The organism is Streptomyces sp. NPDC003248 (assembly GCF_055563235.1).
This window is the reverse complement of sequence record NZ_JBVHDT010000013.1, coordinates 38,980-61,449: the sequence shown is the minus strand read 5'-3', so window position 1 is coordinate 61,449 and position 22,470 is coordinate 38,980. Positions and strand designations below refer to the sequence as shown.

Sequence of the window (22,470 nt, the reverse complement as noted above, 5' to 3'; positions counted from 1 at the left end):
ACGCTCCCCCTGCGGCCCGCGCGCCCCCTCCCGGGCAGCCCGCACGCCCCCTCCCCCGGCGGCCCCGCGACGGACGCGGGACGGCCACCGCACGGGACGCCACCCGTCCGGAGGCGGCCCCCGCGGGGCCCGCCTATCGTGGGCGGGGGCGTCGGCGCACGGTCCGCCGTGGGGCGCCCCTGGAGGCACTGATGCTGGCCAAGCTGTCGAGGCGGCCCGTGCCGCGGCGCCGCGCGCTCGCCGTCGCCGCCGCAGCCGTCACCCTGCTGGGCACGGGCCCGCCCTCCGCGATCGCGGACACGGACGGGGACCGCCACCCCGGTCTGTCACGGTTCTACGACCAGAAGGTCACCTGGCGGTCGTGCGAGGGCGAGGGCATGCCCGAGGATCTTCAGTGCGGCAAGGTGACCGTCCCCCTGGACTACGCGCACCCCGAGTCCGGTTCCCTGGACCTGGCACTCGCCCGCTACCGGGCCACCGGCGACAAACGGGGCTCGGTGCTGCTGAACTTCGGCGGGCCGGGCGGCCCGGGCGTCGCCGGACTCGCCTACGGCGGCAAGGAGTTCATGGGGCTGACCGACGGCTACGACGTGGTCTCCTTCGATCCCCGGGGCGTCGGCCGGTCCGCGCCGGTCAGCTGCGGGGAGGGCGAGGAGGACGCGCTCGCCGCTCTCGACAACACCCCGGCCGACGCCTCCGACCCGCGGGTGCTGCTGGAGCGGCTGAAGGACGCCGCCGCCGCGTGCGCCGAGCACTCCGGACCCGTCCTGCCGTACATAGGCACCGTGAACGCGGCCCGGGACCTGGACGTGATGCGGGCGGCGCTCGGTGACGACAGGCTGAACTACCTGGGGTTCTCCTACGGCACCCGGCTCGGCGCGGTGTACGCCGCCCAGTTCCCCGACCGGGTGGGCCGGCTCGTCATGGACGGCGTGGACACGCTCACCGAGCCGCTCGCGGAGCAGGGCGTCGCGGGCGCCCGGGGCCAGCAGAGGGCGCTGGAGGACTTCGTCGGCTGGTGCGCCGACGACATCGCGTGCCCGTTCGGCCAGGATCCGCGCAAGGCCCGCGAGGAGGTCGTACGGCTGGTCCGCTCGCTGGACGAGGACCCGGTGGCGACCGACTTCGGCGACTGGTTCACCGGGCAGGACCTGGTGGGCGCCATCGGGCAGGGGCTCTACAGCAGGGAGCTGTGGCCGTCCCTGGAGCGGGCGCTGGCACAGCTCGTCGAGCACGGGGACACCAGCGGCGTCATGGCGTTCGCGACCGGCGGCCTGGGGCTGCCGTACCGCGGCCCGGACGGCGGCGCCGGACCCGCCGGGAAGCCGGACAACGCCGGAAAGCCGGACAAGGCCGGGAAGCCGGCGGAGGCCGAGGACGTCCCCCTCGACAACCTTCCGGCGGCGCTGATGGCGATCAACTGCGCGGACGACCCCGACCGCCCCACCGCCGCCCAGGTCACCGCCGACCTGAAGCGGCTGCGCGCCGTCTACGACAGGGCGTCGCCGGTCTTCGGCCGGTACCGGCTCACCCAGGTCCTGATGTGCTACGGCCGTCCCAAGGGCACCGACTACATCCGCGACGAGGTCAAGGACCTCGACACGCCGAGGATGCTGCTCGTGGGGACCCGCGGCGACCCCGCGACGCCGTACCGCTGGACCGTGGAGACGGCGGAGCGCCTCGGGTCGTCGGCCGTGGTGCTGGACAACCGGGCCGAGGGACACACGGGGTACGGCTCGTCGAAGTGCGTCCACCGCAAGGTCGACGACTTCCTGCTGTACGGCTCCCTCCCGCCGAGCGGCAGCTCGTGCGGGGCGGACGAGGACGGCTGAGTGCTCCGCTACCTGCCGCTGCTGCTCGTCGCGGCCGGCGCGGCCGGGACGGCCACGGCCGCTGCCGTCCTGTCGGCGGGCTGGTGGTGGGCGGCCGGTCCGCTGCTGGCGCTGACCGGGCTGGGCTGCCGGGACCTGGCGCAGCGCCGGGACGCGGTGCTGCGCGGGCGGCCCCTGGCCGGGCGGCTGCGGCGGGGGCGGGCCGCCGTCCGGGAGCACTCCCGGGACGTGGACGTGGACGCGGAGGGCCATGAGTTCCTCGTGCCGTCCCTGCGCCCGGTGGAGCCGCCCGAGGAGGCTCCGGTGGTGCGGGTGGGCGGGCCCGACTGCCGCCAGCCGTACGACATGGCGCTGCTGAACGTGTCCGCGATGAGCTTCGGTGCGCTGTCGCCCCGGGCGGTCCGCGCGCTCAACGAGGGTGCGCGGCTGGGGCGGTTCGCGCAGGACACCGGTGAGGGCGGGCTGTCGGAGCACCATCTGCGCGGGGGCGGGGACCTGATCTGGGAGATCGGGACGGGGTACTTCGGCTGCCGGACCGGCGACGGGGGCTTCGACGCGCGGGAGTTCGCGGACAAGGCGGCGCTCCCGGAGGTGAAGTGCGTCTGCCTGAAGCTCTCCCAGGGGGCCGCGCCCGGGGGTGGCGGGGTCCTGCCGGGGGTGAAGGTGAGCGCCGGGGTCGCACGGGAGCGGGGGGTGCCGGTGGGCGGGACGGTGGTGTCACCGCCGCGCCACCGAGTGTTCTCGACCCCGCGCGAACTGGTGCTGTTCCTGGCGCGGCTGCGGGAGCTGGCGGGCGGCAAGCCGGTCGGGTTCAAGCTGTGCGTCGGCTCGCGCCGGGACGTCCTCGCGGTGTGCCGGGCGATGCTGGCGGAGGGCGTGGCGCCGGACTTCGTGGTGGTGGACGGGGCGGAGGGCGGGACGGGCGCGGCGCCGGCGGAGTCCGCCGGGCGGCTGGGCATGCCGCTCACCGAGGGGCTGATCACGGTCCACAACGCGCTGGTCGGGTCCGGTCTGAGGGACCGGGTCCGGATCGGGGCGAGCGGGCGGGTGGCCACCGGCCCGGACATCGTCCGGCGTCTCGTCCAGGGCGCCGACTACACCAACGCGGCCCGCGCGATGATGCTCGCCCTCGGCTGTGCCCAGGCCCGGCGCTGCCACACGGGCGCCTGCCCGGCGGGCATCACCACCCAGGACCCGCTGCGGACGCGCGCCCTGCACGTGGGCGAGGGGTCCCTCCGGGTCCAGCGCTACCAGCGGGCCGCGGTCCGCAGCGCCGTCCGCGTCATGGCGTCGATGGGCGTACCGGACCCGGCCGGCCTCACCCCCGCCCACCTGGTGCGGCGGACGGGGCCGGGCACGCTCCTTTCGTACGCGGAGCTGTACGCGTGGCTGGAGCCGGGCGAGCTCCTGGCCGGGCCGCCGACGTCGTGGGCGCGGGACTGGGAGGCGGCGGACCCGGACGCCTTCGGCCGGCCCGCTCCGCGCGGCGACGCGGAGGCCTTGGGCCGGGGCCGGTGACCGGCCGGCCGTCGTCAGCGCCGTCAGCGCCGTCACCTGTGGCCCGCGGCGGGGAGCGCACGGCGGGAAACAGGGGCACGGGGAGGGGGGAACGCACGGGCAGGAAGGGGTCGGGGCGGCTCCGAGGGCACCCGACGGCCCGGTCACGGACCACCCGACAGATCCCTCATTGCCCCGAATGCCCGTCACGCGAATCCGCCCTATCGTGCTGCTATGGAGCACGCACTCAGCTCAGCGACCCTCTCCGAACTGCGCCGTCCGCGCCCCTACCCCGCGGTGTCCGTGCTGACCCCGACGCACCGGCGTGAACCGGACAACGCCCAGGACCGGGTGCGGCTGCGCAATGTCGTGGCCGAGGCCAAGAAGCAGTTGGAGGCCGATCCGTCGGTCACCCGCGACCGGCGCGCCGATGTCGCCGGACAGCTCGACCGGGCCCTCGCCGAGGTCGACCTGACGCACGCCGAGGACGGTCTGGTGATCTTCGCCGCGCCGGGTGAGCACCAGGTGTGGTCCCTGGGCCGCCCCGTGCCCGAGCGCGTCGTCCTCTCCGACACCTTCCTCACCCGCAACCTGGTCTCCGCCCAGGCGGCCGAGCGGCCGTTCTGGGTGCTGTCGCTCTCACCCGACCGCGTCACCCTGTGGAACGGCGGCGCCGACCGGGTCGCCGAGGTCCGCACCGGGGGCTTCCCGCTGGTGCGCAGCCGGGAGAACTTCGACGCCGAGCGCATGGAGCGCATCGGCGACCTGCCGAGCACCTACCGCGACGAGGACACCCGCCGCTTCCTGCGTGACGCCGACGCCGCCATGGCCCGGCTGCTGCGCCAGGACCCGCGGCCGTTGTACCTCACCGGCGAGGAGGCCGCGCTCTCGCTCCTGGACGAGTCGGGGGGCGTCGCCCGGGAGGCGCTGCACGTGCGGCACGGCGGTCTCGCGCACGGCTCCGCCGAGGCCGTGTGGCAGGCCGTACGACCGCTGCACGAGGCGCAGGCCCGCCGGGACACCGCCGCGGTGGGCCGGGAACTGGACACGGCACGCGGCCAGCGCACCTACGCGGCGGGCGTCGACGAGGTCTGGCGGAGCGCGCGGGAGGGCCGGGTCCGGCTGCTCGCGGTCGAGGAGAACTACCGCGTCACGGTCCGCGACGACGGCGACCACCTGATCCCGGCGGGCGGCGGTGACCTGGACTCCCGGGAGGACATCGTCGACGAGATCGTCGAGCAGTGCCTGGAGACGGGCGCCGAGGTGCACTTCGTCCCGGACGGCGCCCTGGGCGACGCGCACGGCATCGCGGGGGTGCTGCGCTACTGAGGCCCCCCTCCCCTCCCCCTCGTCCGAGGCGCTCCCCCGGCGACCGGGGCAGCCCCTCCTGGGCGTTCTCCCCGGCGGCGTACGCTACGGCGTGATCATCGTCGGGGAGGGAGAACGCACGTGGGTGACCTGCTGGGCGTGGCGGTCCTGGGCGCCGGACACATGGGAGCCGACCACATACGCCGCCTCGACCGGGTGGTGAGCGGCGCCAGGGTCGCCGCGGTGGCCGATGTCGATCCCGCCCGCGCCCAGGCGGCCGTCGCCGGGATCGCGGGCGTCTTCACGCACACGGAGGCGGAGGCCGCGCTGGACGCCCCGGGCGTCGAGGCCGTCCTGATCGCCTCTCCCGGTCCCGCGCACGAGGAGGCGCTGCTCGCGGCCTTCGCCCGCGGTCTGCCGGTGCTGTGCGAGAAGCCCATGGTGCCGGACTCGGCGGGCGCGCTGCGCGTCCTGGAAGCGGAGGCGGGGCTCGGCCGGCGGCTGGCCCAGATCGGTTTCATGCGGCGTTACGACGCCGAGTACCGCCGGCTCAAGGCGCTGCTGGACGACGGGCGGCTGGGCCGGCCGCTGATGCTGCACTGCACCCACCGCAACGTCTCCTCCCCGCCCGGCTTCACCAGCGCCATGCTCATCGACAGCTCCGTGTCGCACGAGATCGACGCGGCCCGCTGGCTGCTGGGCCAGGAGCTGACGGCGGTCACGGTGCTGCGGCCACGTCCCTCGTCCGGCGCCCCGGAGGGGCTGGCCGACCCGCAGTTCGTGCTCTTCGAGACCGACGGCGGCGCCCTGGTCGACGTGGAGGTGTTCGTCAACTCCGGCTTCGGCTACCAGGTGCGCTGCGAGGCGGTGTGCGAGGCGGGCAGTGCCCGCGTCGGAGACGACCACGGCATGCTCGTGACGGCGGGCGGCACGGCCGGCACGGACGTACCGCAGGACTACCTGGTCCGGTTCGTCGACGCCTACGACCGCGAGGTGCAGGCCTGGGTCGACGCCGTGCGGCGGGGCACGGTCACCGGGCCGAGCGCCTGGGACGGATACGCGGCCGCCGTGGTCGCCGAGGCCGGGGTCCGGGCGTCGGAGACGGGCACCCGGGTGGACGTCGCCCTCGCCCCGCGTCCGGCCCTGTACGGCTGACGGCCGGGGACCGGGGCCGGGCGGCTCGCACGCCTCAGACGTTGCCGAGGAGGGTTTCGAGCCCGCGGTCGACCGCGGCGCCGACGTCCTCCCGCCCCGCCGCGACCACGGCGTGGCTGCGCAGCAGGAACCGGCGCAGGGCGGCCGTGTCGAACTGGAGCAGGGCCAGTCCGAGCGGCGAGTGCAGTTCCAGCACCGTACGGGCCCGGCCGCACGGCCAGATCTGCACGTCCCCCCGGCCGGCCGGTCCGTCCAGCCCCTCCTCCAGCAGGGCGCGCCCGAAGGTCCAGGTGACGGCCTCGTCCTTCAGGCACGCCTCGGGCGGGAAGTCGAGGTGCACGGCGAGCGGGTCGTCGGAGGAGTAGCGCAGGGTGACGGGAACCGGCAGTTCCCGCTCCTGCGAGGTGATGAGCTCGGCGCGGGCGGGCTGCTGGACGGTGACGGTGGCGAAATCCATGGGCGGTCTCCGCGGCGGTGAAGGGTCGGCCGGTCGGGCGTGCTGCTTGTAGGACCCCGCAGGGGCGCTTCGCATTACGCGGAAGCGATGATGAATTGATGTGAGCTGCGTCACGTCCGCACGCTGCGGCTCCACGAGGCCCCGCAGCATGGAACACACGACCGTCGAACACCCGGATGACCTCCGCCGCGCGATGCGGCAGGTCCCCCCAACTCACTTACTCCACCTACGACTTGCACATGAGGCCCGCCTACCTCAATCGCACCGGGACATGCCTCCGTGAAGACTGTGGCATATGCCAAGCGCATCACCGTATCGTGTCTTGCCGAATCCCTTACACGGCGTCGCGGGCTGTGCAAGAGTCGTAACGGCCCCTTCCGTCACCCTTGGTCGTCCCGTCCGTCACCCGTGGTCGTCCCGCCCCCGCATCGGAGTGCGTCATGCCGCCCCCTCTCTCTGCGGATCGCCCCACCGCCCAGCCGCCGGGTCGCGGCCCGGTCGACGCGCTGATCACGCAGACGCGACGACTCAGGGGCGAGGTCGACGCCGTACGGAGGGACGCGCACAGCGACGGAACGGGCCCGCAGGGACGCTGGCAGCGCGCCCTCTACGACCTGGCGCTGCATCAGCTCAACGACCTCGACGCGCACTTGGCCGAACTCCGGGACGGCCCGCCCTCGGCGGCGGAGGCCCCGGCGCCGCCCCCTCCCCGACGCGGCGCGCCGCGCAGCCGGGTCGGCAGCGCGGAGTGGAACCTGCTGACGGACGACGCCGTCTGGTCCCCGGAGCTGTACCGGCTCGTCGGCCGCGACCCGGCCACCCCCGCGCTCACCCTCGACGAACTGCCCTCGCTCGTCCTGGAGGAGGACCGCCCCCGGCTCACCGCGATGGTCACCGGCTGCCTCGTCGACGCCCGTCCCATCGACGGCGAGTTCCGGATCGTCCGGCCCGACGGCGAGGTCCGGTCCGTGCACATGATGGGCGAGCCCGTCCTCGACGCCGACGGCGGCACCGCCGCCATGTGGGCCGTGCTGCGGGACGTCGGCGAACTGCGCCGCGGCCAGCGGGCGGTGCGCGAGACCCGTGACTCACTGCGACGGCACCGGCGGCAGGCCCAGACCGAGCGCCGGGTCGCGGTCGAACTGGAGCAGGCCGCGCTGCCGCCCTGGCGCGGACTCCTGCGGCTCACACACCAGGGCCCCCGCCGTCTCGACATCGCCGCCCAGCATCTGGCCGCCCACACCGGTTCACCGCTCGGGGACGCCTGGTACGACGCGCTCGAACTCCTCGACGACGAGACGCTGTTGAGCGTCGGTGACCTCACCGGCCAGAGCCCGGACGTCGCTTCCACGCTGGCGATGACGCTGGGCGCCCTGCGCGGCATGGCGATGGCGGGCACCCGCCCGGCCCAGCTGATGTCCTGGCTCAACCAGTTGCTCGACGCGGGCGCCCGCCCCGCCCTCGCCGGCGCCGTCTGCTGCCGCTACCGGCCGCAGACCCGCACCCTCACCTGGGCGCGGGCCGGACACCCCGCCCCGCTGCTCCTCCGCGACGGGACGGGACGCCGGCTCGACGCACCGGCCGGCGCCCTCCTCGGTGCCGCCCCCGGTGCCGTCTACCGACAGGCCGAGGAGACCCTCGAGGAGGGCGACCTCCTTCTCCTGCACACCGCCGGGCTGGTACCCGGCGACGGCCACGGGGCCGACACGGACCCCCTGCTGCTGGACCTGGCCCCGCGCCTCGCGGCGACGCCCACCGCACAGGACTGCGTACGGATGGTCGTGGAGGAGTTCGGCACGAGCGACCGCGAGGACGACGCCTGTGTGCTCGTCGCCCGGGTGACGCCGTACGACGCCTGACACACCGGAACCGCGACGACGGACCCACCGGCACCACCGCCACCGGAACCGGGGTACGACGGACCGGGATCCCCCCCGGCGGCCTACGCCGGAGCGGTGTGACCGCCCCGCCCTCCCCTCGCCTTCGGCAGCGCCTGCCGGATCTCCTCGCGCAGCTCGCCGATCCCCGGGGAGTCGGCGTACTGCGCGGTGAGCCGGTACATCTGACGCAGCCGGTCCCAGGTGCGACGGGAGGAGTTCGCCCCCATCGACATCAGGGCCAGCCGGGCGTACCGGTCCGCCTGCTCGGGGTCGTCCCCGATGAAGCAGGCCGACGCCATGGACAGATGGTCGAAGATCTTCGACCGCTCCCGTCCGTCGATCCGCAGCGACAGCGCCTTCTCCGCGTAGTACTGGGCGTGCACGGCCGCGCCCGGCTCGAACTCCGCCAGGGTGCGGTAGGCCAGGGCCTGCATGCCGTACAGGTCCTCGTCCTTGAAGGTCTGCATCCACGACGGCGTCCTGGCGTCGTCGCGGTCGGAGACGAACAGGTCCTCCGCCCGGCCGAGGGTGCGGCGCATGGCCTGGCCCTTGCCCATCGACGCCTGCGCCCAGGCCTCCACGGTGTGGAACATGGCCCGGGTACGGGGCAGCACCTCGTCACCGGAGCCGGACTGGGCGAGCTTCATCAGATCGAGGGCCTCGTCGGGCCGGCCGAGGTGCACCATCTGCCGGGCCGCCCGGGAGAGCGCCTCTCCGGCCCGCGGCCTGTCGCCGCCCTCTCTCGCGGCATGGGCGGCGATGACGAAGTACTTCTGGGCCGTGGGCTCCAGGCCGACGTCGTGCGACATCCAGCCGGCGAGGACGGCGAGGTTGGCGGCGACGCCCCACAGGCGCCGCTGGAGATGGGGTGGATGACGGTAGGCGAGCATGCCGCCCACCTCGTTGAGCTGGCCCACCACGGCCTTGCGCTGGAGCCCGCCGCCACGGGCGGCGTCCCAGGCCCGGAACACCTCGACCGAGCGCTCCAGTTCGTCGACCTCCTCCGTCCCGATCGGGGCGGCCTCGTAGCGGTCGAATCCCGCGGGGTCGGCGTGTGCGAGGGGGTGGTCGATGACGGGAGCGTCGGCGGAGAGGGTGGGGTCGGTGTGCAGCCAGTCGTACATGGCAGTGCTGAGTGCTGAGCCCGCGGCGAGCGCGGCGCCCGCGCCCACCAAGCCGCGTCGGTTGAGCATGAGGTCCATTCCCGTGAATTCGGTGAGGACCGCGGCAGTCCGTTCGGGCGCCCACGGCACGCCGTCGGGAGGATCCGCACTCCCGCCGCCCTGCCGTTTCCCCGTACGCCCGTGCCGTACCAGACCGAGGTCCTCGATGGTCACGACACGGCCGAGTCGCTCGGTGAACAGGGCCGCCAGCACCCGCGGCACCGGATCGCGCGGGATCTCCCCCGTGTCGATCCACCGCCGCACCCGCGAGGTGTCCGTCGCCAGCTGGGGATGGCCCATGGCCGCCGCCTGCCGGTTGACCAGCCTCGCGAGTTCGCCCTTGGACCAGCCGGCCAGGCCGAACAGGTCCGCGAGCCGGGTGTTGGGTTGTCCGCTCACGTAAGCCCCCAGGTTCTCGGCTGAGTTGACAGTAGCCCGGGGACAGTGCCGAGGGACTATTCGCCAGGGTTTCGCCAGGGTCCGCCAGATGGTGTGCCACCGGGCTACGGGTGTCAGGTAGGAACGCGCCACCCCGACCCGGTCTCCGGGGGACATTCCCCAGGGTGCACCCGGGGGACCGGGCCGGGCAGCGCTTTCACACAGCAGGCACACGAAGGGATCTGTCTCCCCCATGTACGCAGCATCGTCCTCCGTGTCCGCCCCGCCCCGGTCGCTGCTCCCCCGCCCGGGCGGCGGCGGCCCCTACCTCGACCCCGCGCGGTCGGCGGCCCCGGTACCCGGCGGGGGCCGCGGCCGGCGTCCCGCGGGTCTCGGCACCCCACCACTCAGCGGGAGACTCGACCTGTCCGGCCCCCAGGGCGCCCAACTGCGCACGGCGATCGCGTCCGTCCACCGCATCTGCCCGGAGTTCGCCCCGGTGCAGGTGCTGCGCCGCAGCGGCCGCTCCGTCCTCCTGGTCGGTACGACCGGACGCAGCACGGCCGTCGCGAAGTGTTTACTGGACCATTCGCCCGTCTGGGCCGAACGGATCCGCCACGAGATAGCCGCATACCGCACGTTCGTCCGGCACCGCCCCCCGGTGCGGGTGCCGCGACTGATCGCGGCGGACCCGGACAACTGCACCCTCGTCGTCGAACGGATGCCGGGACGGGCGGCGGCGCTCCAGCGGCACCCGGCGGAGGCACCGCCGCGCGCGGACATCAGGGCGGCGCTGGGCGCCGTCTGCCGGCTCAACGCCTGGCGTCCGCCGGCGGGCACGTTCGACGCGCCGCTGGACTACGCGGCCCGCATCTCCCGCTACCACGAGCTGGGCCTGCTCACCGACCGGGACCTGGGCGACCTCCAGAAGCTGCTGCACGGCATCGCGGCGACCGCGGGCCGTCAGGGCATGGGCCAGTTCTGCCACGGCGACGCCCTGCTGTCGAACATCCTGGTGTCACCGGCCGGTCCCGTGCTGGTGGACTGGGACCACGCGGGCTGGTACCTGCCGGGCTACGACCTGGCGACGCTGTGGTCGGTCCTCGGGGACGCGCCGGTGGCGCGCCGTCAGATCAGCCAGATCGCGCAGTCGGCCGGCCCGGCCTGGCGCGACGCGTTCCTGGTGAACCTGATGCTGGTCCTGACCCGGGAGATCCGCACCTACGAGACGGCCGTGCAGCGTTCGATGCACGACACGGCCCCGACGGCTCCGGGCGCGGCCCATACGGCGGCCGCACAGTCCGGCGAGGAACAGCGGCTGCTGCTGCGGCGGCTCCACGACGACTGCCAGCTGGCCCGGCGCGCCGTGCGGGCGGCTGTCGGCACTCGCTGAGGGGGGAGAGGCCGCGGGGGCCGCCGGAGCGGCGGCCCCCGCGGCCTTCGCCTGTCCGGACGGACCGGCCCCGGGGTACCCCGGGCGCCACGGCCGCCCACGAACCGCTTCCAGCGTGCTACGGCCACCCGCTGCGGGTGCCTTCACGTGGCGCGCGGCGGCCACCGCTCCCGGCGCTCGCGAGTGGCGCGTCGGCCACCGAACCGGGCGCGCTCGCGAGTGGCGCCCTCGGCCACCGCACCGGGCGCGCTCGCGAAGGGCCCGGCGGCCACCCGCTGCGGGCGCTTTCGAACGGTACGGCGGCCACGCAACCGGGCGCTCGCCCATGGCGTGACGGCCACCCAGCCGGGCGCCCATGCCGTGGCGGCCACCCGACCGGGCGCTCGCGAAGGGCGCGGCCCTCCCGCCGGAGGGGCTGGCGGGTGGCGCCACCGCCCGGGTGACGCGCTCCGCCGAGGCCGCGGCCGCCCGGCCGAGGCGCTCGCCCATCGGTGTACTCCACTGACGCGCCGCAGGCCCGCGGGCCGCCGCCACGAAACTCGCCGAACCCCTGTTGACATGGGAAATCGTCTCCCGATGGGCATGATTGACGGACCGTCGGCAAGCGGGTACCACTGCCTCACGTCCCGGCCCGCACGCCGCCCCGCCCCGCTCGTTCGTCCCAGGAGGCCGCATTGCGAAGATCCGTCATCCACTCCCGACCAGTGCCCGGTTCCGCGGGCGCCCGCGGGGCCACCGCCGCCGTGGCGTCGGCGGCCCTGCTGCTGCCGCTGCTCGGCGCGGCCTCCCCCGCCACGGACTCCACGGGCTCCATGGGCGCGGCGGGCGCGTCCGCGATGCTGCTGCAACGGGCGTTCAGCACCGCGGCCGCCGAGTACCACGTGCCGCAGAGCGTGCTGCTGGGCGTCTCCTACCTCCAGTCCCGCTGGGACGGGCACGCCGGCGCGCCGAGCGTGACCGGCGGCTACGGCCCCATGCACCTCACCGACGCCCGCACCGCCCTGGCCTCGGCCCCGCACCACAGCGAGGGCACGGAGGACGCCCGCGGCGACGACGCCCGTCCGCCGCTGCGCCCCCGGACGGCTCTCCCCGAGGACGCCGAGATCCCGCCCAGGCTGAACACGCTGCTGAGCGCGGCCGAGCTGACCGGTCTGCGTCCCGAGGACCTGCGCACCGACCCCATGGCCAACGTGGCCGGCGGCGCCGCCCTGCTCGCCGCCGCCCAGCGGGACCTGGGCGAGCCGCTGAGCGCCGACCCGGCGGACTGGTACGGCGCGGTGGCGTACTTCTCGGGCGCCGACGACACCGCGACGGGCGCCGCCTACGCGAACGACGTGTACGACGTGATCCGCACCGGCGCGGAGCGCACCACGGACGCCGGCCAGCGGGTCGCGCTGCCCGCGCAGCCGCGGGTGCGGCCGCGCACCGCCCAGTTGCGGCACATCGGTCTGCGCACGGCGTCCGCCGCGGACACCGAGTGCCCGAGCACCGTCTCCTGCGAGTGGATCCCGGCGCCCTACGAGCAGTTCGGCAACGACGACTACGGCAACCACGACACGGCGGACCGTCCGGCGTCCCAGTCCGTCGACTACATCGTCGTGCACGACACCGAGGGCGGCTGGGAGGGCGTCATCAACCTGGTCCAGGACCCGGCCTACGTGTCCTGGAACTACTCGCTGCGCTCCACCGACGGCCACATCGCGCAGCACGTGAAGGCCAAGGACGTGGCCTGGCACGCGGGCAACTGGTACGTCAACTCCAAGTCGATCGGCCTGGAGCACGAGGGCTTCCTCGCCGCCCCGGACTCCTGGTACACGGAGGCCATGTACCGGTCGTCGGCGCGCCTGGTGGCGTACCTGGCCGCGAAGTACGGCATCCCCCTGGACCGCCGGCACATCCTGGGCCACGACACCGTGCCCGGCCCGACGACGGCGAGCGTCCCGGGGATGCACACGGACCCCGGCCCGTACTGGGACTGGCGGCACTACTTCGAGCTGCTGGGCCACCCGTTCAAGGCGACGGCCGGCCAGAACGGCTCGCTGGTGACGATCCTGCCGGACTACGCGGCCAACCAGCCGGTGTACACGGGCTGCACGGCCCCGGGCCAGACGTGCGCGGCACACGGCTCCAGCGAGGTCCGGCTGTACTCCGACCACTCCGTGACCGCGCCCCTGATCAAGGACGTCGGACTGGGCACGACGCCGGGCACGGGCGTGAACGACCTCTCCTCGCGGGCGTCCACCGGCCAGCAGTACGCGGTGGCCGACCGGTGGGAGGACTGGACGGCGATCTGGTACCTGGGCCAGAAGGCCTGGTTCCGCAACCCGGCGCAGCAGCCGACGGCCGTGCCCGCCTCCGGCACGGTGGTCACCCCCAAGGACGGCGTGGACAGCGTCCCCGTCTACGGACGGGCCTATCCGGAGGCGGCGGCCTACCCGGCGGGCGTCCCGGTGCAGGCGGTCTCCCCGCTGCCGTACCGGCTGCCGAAGGGCCAGAAGTACGTCGCCGGCGGCACGGTGCCGGGCGAGTACTCATACGCGGTCACCTTCGCGGCCGACACGCACCGGGTGGTGGTCGGCAAGGACCTGTACTACGAGATCCAGTACGGCCACCGGGTCGCGTTCGTCCGGGCGGCGGACGTGCGGGTGTCGGCCTCCTGACCGGTCAGCCCTGCTGGAAGAGCTCCGCCGGGAGCGGTTTCAGCAGGGCGTACAGGTCGTCGGTGATGGGGCGGTCCCAGGCGGCGATGGTGACGAGGACGTTGTCGCTGCGGTCGAACTGGACGCAGGAGATGCGGCTCTCGGAGAGCTTGAGGCGGCGCACGATCAGGAGGTTGTCGCCCTGCATCACCGGCATGTCCTCGGTGCCGACGACGGTCACCTCCTCGTCGTTCTCCAGCGCCAGCAGCAGCTGCGCGACCTCGAAGGGCACCTGGCCCTCCGGGACCTCGCGGGCGGGGGAGCCCGCCGGGAGGTTGCCGATGATCATCGCGGGGCCTCGGCCGCCGAAGAGGTCGTAGCGCAGGAAGACGCCCTGGCAGGTGCCGTCGGGGGCGGGCAGCAGCCCGGCGCCGAGATTGCCGGGCCAGTCACCCGGGTCCATGGCCAGTACGTCGAAGTCGGGCCCGGCGGGGGTGGCGCTGCGGCGGCGGAGGAACGACATGCGGCCATGGTACGTGGTGCCGTTCGGCGACGGGTGCGAGGTCACCGGGGCGACGGGCGGCGGAACCGCCGGGCAAGGGCGGAGGGGGGAGGCCGGTGGGTCAGCCCACGGTCTTGCGGTGGCGCTCGTGGTGGCGGGCCACGCGGGCGCGGTTGCCGCAGGACGGCTTGCACCACTCCTGGCGGGGGTGGTCCTTGAGGAAGTAGCGGACGCAGCGCGGGGCGTGGCAGGCGCGCAGGCGCTCCCGGTCCGGGCCGGTCAGGAAGGAGATCGCGGCCTGGGCGAGGGCGGCCGTGAGATCGCCGTCCGGTACGGGCCGCCGGTCGACGACGGGGCCGGTGCCGTCGGTCCACCGCAGGACCGGCACGGTGGGGGTGCGGGCGGCGGCCGCGTTCAGCCGGCGCAGGGCCTCGGGCAGCGGCAGCAGGCGGGCCGCGTCGGCGGGGCTGGGCTCGGCGGGGCGGACGGCGTGCGCGAAGAGGGCGCGGACGGCGGCGCGCAGGGCGCGGACGGCGGCGAGGGCGCTCGCGTCGACGGTCCGTCCGGCGGTGCCCGGGAGGTCCTCGGCGTGGGCCGCCACCCAGGCGGTCAGTGCGGCGGGGTCGGCCAGGTCGTCGGCGACCCCGCCGTGGCCGTCGTGCCGGATGGTCAGCGCCAGGTCGAGGGCGAGGCGGGTGGCGCCGTGGGTCGCGTCCTGCATGCGGCCGATGATAGGTCCACCGGCGTCCGTCGCCCCGGGGGTCATTCCTCCCCCGGGGCCGGGGGCACGACCGCGACCGGGCTGGCCGCGTGCAGCAGGACGGCGTGGGTGACGGAGCCCAGCATGCGGGCGGGGGCCAGCAGTCGGCGGCGGTGGCGGCCGACGACGACCGACTCGGCGCCGACGGAGGCGGCGACGAGGTGTCCGGCCGCGTCACCGGCGACGGGGTGGGGTTCGGCGCGCACGCCGGGGTGGCGTTCCCGGTGCGCGGTGAGGAAGCCGTCGACGAGGACGCGGGTCTCGTGCTCGACGGCCTCCTGCTCGACGACCGGAGCGATCAGCTCGCCGGGGGCGGCCCAGGTCTGCACGGGCCAGGGGTAGGCGGCGATCACCTGGAGGCGTGCGCCGCGGAGGGCGGCCTCGGTGAAGGCGAAGGCCAGGGCGGCGTCGTCGGGGCCGTCCGTCTTCAGGCCCACCACCACGCGGGGCCCCGGCTCCGGCGCGGGGTGCGGGCCGTCCACCTCGCGTCCGGGCGGGGGGACGACCACGACCGGGCACTCGGCGTCCCGCGCGGCGGTGAGGCCGTTGGAGCCGAGCAGCAGCCGGGTGAAGCCACCGCGGCCCCGGGAGCCCAGGACGAGCAGTTCCGCCTCCGCGCCGAGTTCGGGCAGCAGGGCGCCCGGCGCGCCGTCCAGGCCGACGTACTCCAGCTCCGTCCCGTCCGCGGCGCCGGCCAGCCGGGCGCGGGCGTCGGCGAGGACGGGGTCCTCGTCCGGCGGCGGGGGCACCACCACCGGGGCGCCGGGCTGGGTCCAGAAGGCGTACTGGCGCACGTGCACGACGCGCAGCGGAGCCGCGCGCCCGCGGGCGGCCTCCAAGGCCCAGTCGAGGGCGCGCAGGCTGTTCTCGGAGCCGTCGACCGCCGCGACGACCGGCAGAGTGCTCATGGTCCTCACCTCCGGGACACGTCCTTCGTCCTGCTGGGGCCAGCCTGACCCAGGCGGGGGCCCGGCCCGGCTCCCCGGGGTCGCGTGTCCGGAAAACGAGGGGGAACACCGCCGGTTCGGCCCGCGGCGGCGGGCCGGACCGGCCGGGGCTCAGGTCAGGTCGAACTCGCCCTCACGGGCGCCGCAGACGAAGGCGCCCCACTCCGCGGGCGTGAAGATCAGGGAAGGGCTCTCGGGGCGACCGCTGTTGCGCATCGCGACGAAGCCCTCGACGAAGGCGATCTGGACATCCCCCCGGCCCCTGCTGCTGGACTGCCACTCGGCCCTGCTGAGGTCCAGCTCCGGCTTCTCCCAGCCCGCGAGCGGCTGCTGCTGGATGGTGCTCTCGGCCACGTCCCTGCTCCTCCCGGTTCGTCGTCCGCGGCCAGCCTAGCGATCGGTCACGGACGCGGACAGAGCACATGACGGGGACCTTGCGGCTGTCCGGGGAACGTACGCCCACGAGCCGCCCGCGGGCGGCGGGCGGCGGCTCAGCGCAGCCGGTCCCGCAGCTCACGCTTGAGGATCTTCCCGCTGGCGTTGCGCGGGAGCGCGTCCACGAACAGCACCCGCTTCGGCGCCTTGAAGGCGGGCAGCTTCGCGCGGGCGTGGGCGATGAGGTCGTCCTCCGTGACCTCGCCCCGGGGGACGACGACCGCGGTGACCGCCTCGATCCACTTCTCGTCGGGCAGGCCGACGACGGCCGCCTCGGCGACGGCCTCATGGGTGTAGAGGGCGTCCTCGACCTGGCGGGAGGCGACCAGCACGCCGCCGGAGTTGATGACGTCCTTCACCCGGTCGACGACGGTGAAGTAGCCGTCGGCGTCGCGCACGGCGAGGTCTCCGGAGCGGAACCAGCCGTCCCGGAAGGCCGCGGCGGTCTCCTCGGGTTTGTCCCAGTAGCCCTCGCACAACTGGGGGGAGCGGTAGACGATCTCCCCGGGTGTGCCGTCGGGCACGTCCTCGCCGTCGTCGTCGACGACCCGGGCGTCCACGAAGAGGACCGTGCGGCCGCAGGAGTCCATGCGCCCCTGGTGCTCATCGGGGGCGAGGACGGTGGCGAGCGGGCCGATCTCGCTCTGCCCGAAGCAGTTGTAGAAGGCGAGCTCCGGGAGGCGTTCGCGCAGGCGTTCCAGGACGGGGACCGGCATGATCGACGCCCCGTAGTACGCCTTGCGCAGTCCGTCGAGGCCGCGGGTGGCGAAGTCGGGGCGGTTGGCGAGGGAGATCCACACGGTCGGCGGGGCGAAGAGGCTGTCGACGCGGCCGGCCTCGATCAGGTCGAACAGCCGGTCGCCGTCCGGCGCGTCCAGGACGATGTTGGTGGCGCCGACGGCGAGGTACGGCAGCAGGAACACGTGCATCTGCGCCGAGTGGTACAGCGGCAGGGAGTGGGCGGGCCGGTCGCCGGCGCTGAGGTCGAGGGCGGTGATCGCGCTCAGGTACTCGTGCACCAGGGCGCGGTGGGTCATCATCGCGCCCTTGGGCAGGGCCGTGGTGCCCGAGGTGTACAGAAGCTGGACCAGGTCCTCGCCGCGCGGCTCGGGGCCGTCGTACGGCGGGGTGCCGGCCAGCCGGGAAAGGAGCGAGTCGTCGCTGTCGCGCAGCGGCAGGGTCCGTACGCCGTCGGGGAGCCGGTCCGCGAGATCGGGGTCGGTGAGGACCAGTGCGCTGCCCGACTGGCCGACGATGTACGCGAGGTCGTCGCCGGTGAGGTGCTGGTTGACGGGGACGTGCACCAGGCCGGCTCGGGCGCAGGCCAGGAAGGCCACGAGGTAGGCGTCCGAGTTGTGGCCGTAGGCGCCGACCCGGTCGCCGGGGGCGAGGCCGAGGCCGAGCAGGACGGCGGCCGCGCGGGAGACGGCCTCGTCGAGTTCCGCGTAGGTCCAGGTGCGGTCGCGGTACTCGACCGCGACGCGTGCCGGGGTGCGTCGGGCGCTGCGCCGCAGTACCCCGTCGACCGTGCTGCCGTGTCCTGGCGTCATGACACAGGATCCTCGGGGGACGGCGGGGACGGGTCAAGCGGGGGCGCACACCGGCGCCGGTGGCCGGGGTTGCGCGGCCGGCCGAGGGCGGTCCGTCGGCCGGCCGCGGGCTCCGCTCCGGTGGGCTACTGGTTGAAGACGGCCTTCTGCACCTCGTTGGGCCCGTCGAAGTGGTCCTGCTTCAGACCGTCGAGGCGGCTGACGACCTTGTCGTCGGCCTTGTTCTGACGGGCACGCTCCACCAGGTGCTGCTTGTCCGTCGGGTAGTCCATGCCGCGGAGGGCCTTCTGCAGGTCGATGGGGCTCAGGTCCGCCATGACAGCCTCCCTGTCATCCGTGCATACGTGCGGTCCTTCCGTTGTGCCGGGGTACCCCTCCCCGCGCGACGCATGCGGCTCGTCAGCCGGCCCCGCCCTCCAGCACCGCCATCGCCGCGTTGTGCCCCGGCACTCCGCTGACGCCTCCCCCGCGCACCGCGCCGGCCCCGCACAGCAGGACGTTGGCGTGCGGGGTCCCGACGCCCCAGCGGCCGGTGCTCCCGTCGGCGTAGGGCCAGCTCAGGTCGCGGTGGAAGATGTGGCCGCCGGGCAGGCGGAGGTCGCGTTCCAGGTCGATCGGGGTCCTCGCCTCGATGCAGGGGCGGCCGTCGGCGTCCGTGGCCAGGCAGTCGGCGAGGGGTTCGGCGAGGTGGGCGTCGAGCTGGGCGAGGGTGGCCTCCAGCAGCGCGTCGCGCACGGCGTCGTGGTCCCGGGCGAAGAGCCGGGCGGGCGTGTGCAGGCCGAACAGGGTCAGCGTCTGGTAGCCGCGTCCGGCGAGGTCCGGGCCGAGGATGCTCGGGTCGGTCAGGGAGTGGCAGTAGATCTCGGACGGCGGGGCGGCGGGCGGCTCACCGGCGGCGGCCTGGGCGTGGGCGCGGGCGAGCTGCTCGTAGCCCTCCGCGATGTGGAAGGTCCCGGCGAAGGCCTCGCGCGGGTCGACCGAGGTGTCCCTGAGCCGGGGCAGCCGCTTCAGCAGCATGTTCACCTTGAGCTGGGCGCCCTCGGCGGGGGCGGGCGGTTCGTCGCCGGTGAGGGCGGCGAGGGCCTGCGGGGAGGCGTTCACCAGGACGGTCCGGGCGGCGGCGACGCCCTCGCCGTCGGCGGTGCGCCAGGTGACCTCGGCGCGACGGCCGTCCGTGGCGATCCGTACGGCCTCGTGGCCGGTGGCGAGGACGGCGCCCGCGTCCCGGGCGGCGGCGGCCAGGGCGTCGGTGAGGGCGCCCATGCCGCCGACGGGCACGTCCCAGGCGCCGGTGCCGCCGCCGATGACGTGGTAGAGGAAGCAGCGGTTCTGTTTCAGGGAGGCGTCGTGGGCGTCGGCGAAGGTGCCGATGAGCGCGTCGGTCAGGACCACGCCGCGCACCAGGTCGTCCGCGAAGCGCTCCTCGATCGTGACGCCCAGGGGCTCCTCGAACAGGGCCCGCCAGGCGTCCTCGTCGTCGATGCGGCGGCGCAGTTCCGCGCGGCTGGGCAGCGGTTCGGTGAGCGTCGGGAAGACGCTCCGGGCGACGCGTCGGGTCATGCCGTGGAAGCGCTGCCAGGCCGCGTGTTCCCGCTCCCCGCCGGTCAGCCGCGCGAACGCCTCCCGGGTGCGCTCCTCGCTCCCTCCGACGAGCAGGCCGGTCGGCCGCCCGCCCCGCTCCACGGGGGTGTACGACGAGATGGTCCGCCCCTGGACGCGGAACCGCAGGCCCAGGTCCCGCACGATCTTCCGCGGAAGCAGGCTGACCAGGTAGGAGTAGCGCGACAGCCGGGCGTCCACCCCGGCGAACGGACGGGTGGAGACGGCCGCGCCCCCGGTGTGGTCCAGCCGTTCCAGCACCAGCACCGACCGCCCGGCCCGGGCCAGGTAGGCGGCGGCGACCAGCCCGTTGTGGCCACCGCCGACGATCACCACGTCGTAGGCCCGGTGTCCCGGGCGCCCCGGTCCCTCGTGTGCAGGCATGCCCCTTCGTAACACGGGGCGGTCCGGACCGGCCAGGGACGCGTGGCGCGGGCGCGGTGAGGGGTCCTCAGCCGGGCGGCCGCTCAAGTACGGTCGGGGCTCCGGGATGTCACCCCGGCGGTCACGTGTACGGAACGAAGGGCATCGTATGGACACCGAGCCTCGCCACACCTCCGCGCTCCTGGTCGACCGGCGTGGTCGGTACCTGCTCCATCTGCGGGACGCGCACAAGCCCATCTGCGATCCGGGCGCCTGGTCCCTGCCCGGCGGGGCGCGGGAGGGGGACGAGACACCGGAGGAGGCCGTCGCGCGGGAGCTGTGGGAGGAGACGGGGCTCGTCCTGGACGGGCTGACCCGCTTCACGGTCATCGACGACATGACGGTCTTCCTCGGCCGTTGGGACGGCGATCCGTCCCGGCTGCCGGTCGGTGAGGGCATCATGTTCGCCTTCTTCGACGCCGCGACCACGGCCCACCTGACGATGGCGCCGTGGGCGGCGGAGGTCCTCGCCCGCCATCAGGCCGACGGGAGCGTCCCCCCGGCCCGGCGCCCCGCGGAGGGCGCCGTCGCGAACGTCGTCGGCGTGCACCTGTACCTGGAGCGCGACGGGAAGGTGCTCCTCGGGCTGCGCCACCCCGGCTCGCCCTTCGCTCCCCTGCACCACCACTTCCTGGCCGGCCACTGCGAGCGGGAGTCCGCCGTGGCCTGCCTGATCCGGGAGGCACGGGAGGAGGCCGGGCTGGTGATCGAGGCCGCGGACGTCGAACTGGCCCATGTGGTGCATGTCGTCGACGCGCCCGGTACCTGGCCTCGCCTCCAGTTGGTCTTCCGGGCCCGGCGGTGGGCCGGTGAGCCCCGGCTGCTGGAGCCGGACAAGTGCCTCGCCTGGGAGTGGTGGCCGCTGGACGCCCTGCCGGACCCGCTGGTCGGGTACGCACGGACCTCCCTGGACGGTATCCGGGCCGGTCGGCTCTACTCGGAACTGGGCTGGGGGTGAGCCGAGCCGGACGGGCTCGCCTCCCCGAACCGGATCCACTGATCGCGCACGACCAGTGGATCAGCCGATCAGCGCATCAGCTGAGCGTCGCCATGAAGTCCGTGCAGGCCTGGGCGCAGGCGCGGCACGCGGCCGCGCTCTGCTCGGCGCCGGGCTGCCGGTCGAAGACGTGCGCGCACTCCAGGCAGACCGTGCGGCACCACTCCAGCTGGAGGCGGATGCCGCTCTCGTCCGTCCGGTTGTCCTCGGACAGCATGCGGCAGGTCGCGTCGCACACCTCCGCGCACATGATGCCCTTGCGGCGTATGAGGTCTTGCAGTTCCGTCCCGTCCGGATCCACGAGGCTCGCGCGCTGCGCACAGGCCCGGGCACACTCGGTGCACGCCTGGGCGCAGGCGAAGCGGTCCTCCAGGAACCGGAAGAGTTCCTGTTGGGATGTCGTCGAAGTCACACCGTGCGGGTTGCCGCGCCGGCCGGACCCAAACCACCCGGGCGATGTGCCCGTCGGCCGCCGTGAGCGCGCGCCCGGAGCGCGGTGGGAGCCCGGCGGGAGCGCGGCGGGCGACGGAACGCGCACGCGCGGCGAGGGACCGCACCGGCGGTTTGCGTCCGATTTGAGGGGTATTCGCCTGATATGAGTACCGCAAGCATGCAGCTGGCCGCCTCGAGCGGCCTGCTCAGCCTGGCGCTGTTCCTGGTCGGTGTCGCCCTCATAGCGATGCTGGCCGGCAGCTTCTGGCTGGGCGCGCGAGTCAAGATGCGCGAGTCGCCGAGGCCGCGCCCCGAGGAACAGCCGCATCTGCCGCCGGAGGGCCCGGTCCACGAGGTCCGGGAGAACCGGGAACCCGACGAGGTGCCCCGCATGGCGAAGGGCGGCCGTCCGCTGACCCCGTACGAACTGACCAACATGCAGACGCGGTCGAGCGACTCCAAGACGCGTCCGCGCTGGAGCCGGGGCAGCAGCGGCTCGTTCGGCGGGGGCGGTCTGGGCGCCCACTGAGCGGACGCCCCTCCCCCGCCCCGCCGCCGCTCGGCGCACGCCGTACCGCCGGCGCGTCCGGCGCCGCCCGCGAACGGAAGCGTGCCCGGTGCCCCCCGCGAACGGAAGTGAGACCGATGACCGACCCCGGCCGCACCGCCCTGCCCCTGCCCGACTACGACCACCTGCCCCTCGGCGGCCTGGAGAGCCGCGTACGGTCGCTCACCGCCGGGGAGGTGGAGGAGTTGCTCGCCTACGAACGGACGCACGCCGACCGGCTCCCGGTCACCGAGCTGCTCACGTCCCGCCTGGAGCAGTTGGCGGCGGGCGCGGAGCCGACCTCGGGTGATCCGGGCGCCCTGCGTCCCGAGCAGACCCAGGGGCGTGCGGGCTCGCCGGTGTCGCCGGCGACCTCGCCGGAGCCCTCCAGCCCGCCGCCGCACGGCACCCCGGACCAGCGGGGCAAGCCGAAGGGCGACCGGACGTCGTGAGGGATGCGCCGTGGCGAGGGCCCGGGGCACCCCCCGGGCCCGCGGCCCCGCCCGCGGCAGTGGGCGCGCCGGGCGCGCGCCGCCCCCCACACCCCCAGGTCGGCGGAGCGCCCGCCCCACACGA

General features: G+C 74.8%; 20 protein-coding genes. 10 read left to right on the top strand and 10 right to left on the bottom strand.

Annotated elements, in window-relative coordinates; translation table 11 throughout:
* Positions 1-191: 191 nt before the first annotated feature.
* The 4 genes from ACZ3KJ_RS26665 (at position 192) to ACZ3KJ_RS26650 (ending at position 5,792) form a co-directional block, all read left to right on the top strand.
* Positions 192-1,832, top strand: coding sequence for an alpha/beta fold hydrolase (locus ACZ3KJ_RS26665; RefSeq protein ID WP_467530664.1), 1,641 nt, complete (start codon positions 192-194; stop codon positions 1,830-1,832).
* Positions 1,833-3,350, top strand: coding sequence for a glutamate synthase-related protein (locus ACZ3KJ_RS26660; RefSeq protein WP_467530662.1), 1,518 nt, complete (start codon positions 1,833-1,835; stop codon positions 3,348-3,350). It begins immediately after the preceding gene.
* A gap of 213 nt (positions 3,351-3,563) precedes the next feature.
* Positions 3,564-4,658, top strand: coding sequence for a baeRF3 domain-containing protein (locus ACZ3KJ_RS26655; protein ID WP_467530661.1), 1,095 nt, complete (start codon positions 3,564-3,566; stop codon positions 4,656-4,658).
* A gap of 120 nt (positions 4,659-4,778) precedes the next feature.
* Positions 4,779-5,792: a Gfo/Idh/MocA family protein gene (locus ACZ3KJ_RS26650; RefSeq protein WP_467530659.1), complete on the top strand. Its 1,014-nt coding sequence runs from the start codon at positions 4,779-4,781 to the stop codon at positions 5,790-5,792.
* Positions 5,793-5,826: 34 nt separating this feature from the next.
* Here the strand turns inward: ACZ3KJ_RS26650 and ACZ3KJ_RS26645 are convergent, their stop codons facing one another.
* Entirely contained in the window at positions 5,827-6,249 is a 423-nt protein-coding gene (locus ACZ3KJ_RS26645) for an SsgA family sporulation/cell division regulator (RefSeq protein ID WP_467530657.1), read from the bottom strand.
* Positions 6,250-6,689: 440 nt separating this feature from the next.
* Here ACZ3KJ_RS26645 and ACZ3KJ_RS26640 point away from each other — a divergent pair, with 440 nt between their 5' ends.
* A complete protein-coding gene (locus tag ACZ3KJ_RS26640) occupies positions 6,690-8,108 on the top strand; it encodes a PP2C family protein-serine/threonine phosphatase (protein ID WP_467530655.1) in 1,419 nt (472 codons plus the stop codon).
* An 83-nt stretch (positions 8,109-8,191) separates the two neighbouring features.
* Here the strand turns inward: ACZ3KJ_RS26640 and ACZ3KJ_RS26635 are convergent, their stop codons facing one another.
* Complete coding sequence (locus tag ACZ3KJ_RS26635; protein WP_467530654.1) at positions 8,192-9,691, bottom strand: DNA-binding protein NsdB; 1,500 nt, start codon at positions 9,689-9,691, stop codon at positions 8,192-8,194.
* A gap of 232 nt (positions 9,692-9,923) precedes the next feature.
* Here ACZ3KJ_RS26635 and ACZ3KJ_RS26630 point away from each other — a divergent pair, with 232 nt between their 5' ends.
* Entirely contained in the window at positions 9,924-11,063 is a 1,140-nt protein-coding gene (locus ACZ3KJ_RS26630) for an aminoglycoside phosphotransferase family protein (protein ID WP_467530653.1), read from the top strand.
* Between the two features lie 704 nt (positions 11,064-11,767).
* Entirely contained in the window at positions 11,768-13,723 is a 1,956-nt protein-coding gene (locus tag ACZ3KJ_RS26625) for an N-acetylmuramoyl-L-alanine amidase (protein WP_467530652.1), read from the top strand.
* 4 nt (positions 13,724-13,727) lie between these two features.
* On the opposite strand, the gene ACZ3KJ_RS26620 is transcribed toward ACZ3KJ_RS26625, so the two are convergent.
* The 7 genes from ACZ3KJ_RS26620 to ACZ3KJ_RS26590 all read right to left on the bottom strand — a co-directional run bounded on the left by ACZ3KJ_RS26620 (position 13,728) and on the right by ACZ3KJ_RS26590 (position 19,879).
* The gene (locus ACZ3KJ_RS26620; RefSeq protein ID WP_389522817.1) at positions 13,728-14,225 is read right to left on the bottom strand and encodes a hypothetical protein; all 498 of its coding nucleotides are present in this window, start codon (positions 14,223-14,225) and stop codon (positions 13,728-13,730) included.
* Positions 14,226-14,325: 100 nt separating this feature from the next.
* Positions 14,326-14,925, bottom strand: coding sequence for a CGNR zinc finger domain-containing protein (locus ACZ3KJ_RS26615; RefSeq protein WP_467530650.1), 600 nt, complete (start codon positions 14,923-14,925; stop codon positions 14,326-14,328).
* Positions 14,926-14,966: 41 nt separating this feature from the next.
* Positions 14,967-15,872 carry a universal stress protein gene (locus ACZ3KJ_RS26610; protein ID WP_467530649.1) on the bottom strand — a complete coding sequence of 302 codons (906 nt, stop codon included), beginning with the start codon at positions 15,870-15,872 and terminating at the stop codon, positions 14,967-14,969.
* A gap of 150 nt (positions 15,873-16,022) precedes the next feature.
* Positions 16,023-16,265: a DUF397 domain-containing protein gene (locus tag ACZ3KJ_RS26605; RefSeq protein WP_385077596.1), complete on the bottom strand. Its 243-nt coding sequence runs from the start codon at positions 16,263-16,265 to the stop codon at positions 16,023-16,025.
* A gap of 137 nt (positions 16,266-16,402) precedes the next feature.
* Positions 16,403-17,896, bottom strand: coding sequence for an acyl-CoA synthetase (locus ACZ3KJ_RS26600; protein WP_467530647.1), 1,494 nt, complete (start codon positions 17,894-17,896; stop codon positions 16,403-16,405).
* Between the two features lie 125 nt (positions 17,897-18,021).
* The gene (locus tag ACZ3KJ_RS26595) at positions 18,022-18,213 is read right to left on the bottom strand and encodes a DUF2795 domain-containing protein (protein ID WP_389522807.1); all 192 of its coding nucleotides are present in this window, start codon (positions 18,211-18,213) and stop codon (positions 18,022-18,024) included.
* Between the two features lie 82 nt (positions 18,214-18,295).
* Positions 18,296-19,879: a phytoene desaturase family protein gene (locus tag ACZ3KJ_RS26590; protein WP_467530646.1), complete on the bottom strand. Its 1,584-nt coding sequence runs from the start codon at positions 19,877-19,879 to the stop codon at positions 18,296-18,298.
* Between the two features lie 148 nt (positions 19,880-20,027).
* Here ACZ3KJ_RS26590 and ACZ3KJ_RS26585 point away from each other — a divergent pair, with 148 nt between their 5' ends.
* On the top strand, positions 20,028-20,876 hold the full coding sequence (locus ACZ3KJ_RS26585) for an NUDIX hydrolase (RefSeq protein WP_467530644.1): 849 nt from the start codon (positions 20,028-20,030) through the stop codon (positions 20,874-20,876).
* Between the two features lie 76 nt (positions 20,877-20,952).
* On the opposite strand, the gene ACZ3KJ_RS26580 is transcribed toward ACZ3KJ_RS26585, so the two are convergent.
* Entirely contained in the window at positions 20,953-21,327 is a 375-nt protein-coding gene (locus ACZ3KJ_RS26580; RefSeq protein ID WP_389522801.1) for a four-helix bundle copper-binding protein, read from the bottom strand.
* A 183-nt stretch (positions 21,328-21,510) separates the two neighbouring features.
* On the opposite strand from ACZ3KJ_RS26580, the gene ACZ3KJ_RS26575 reads away from it, so the two are divergent.
* Complete coding sequence (locus ACZ3KJ_RS26575; RefSeq protein WP_467530642.1) at positions 21,511-21,876, top strand: DUF6479 family protein; 366 nt, start codon at positions 21,511-21,513, stop codon at positions 21,874-21,876.
* A 116-nt stretch (positions 21,877-21,992) separates the two neighbouring features.
* A complete protein-coding gene (locus ACZ3KJ_RS26570; RefSeq protein ID WP_467530640.1) occupies positions 21,993-22,346 on the top strand; it encodes a DUF8129 domain-containing protein in 354 nt (117 codons plus the stop codon).
* Positions 22,347-22,470: the final 124 nt, after the last annotated feature.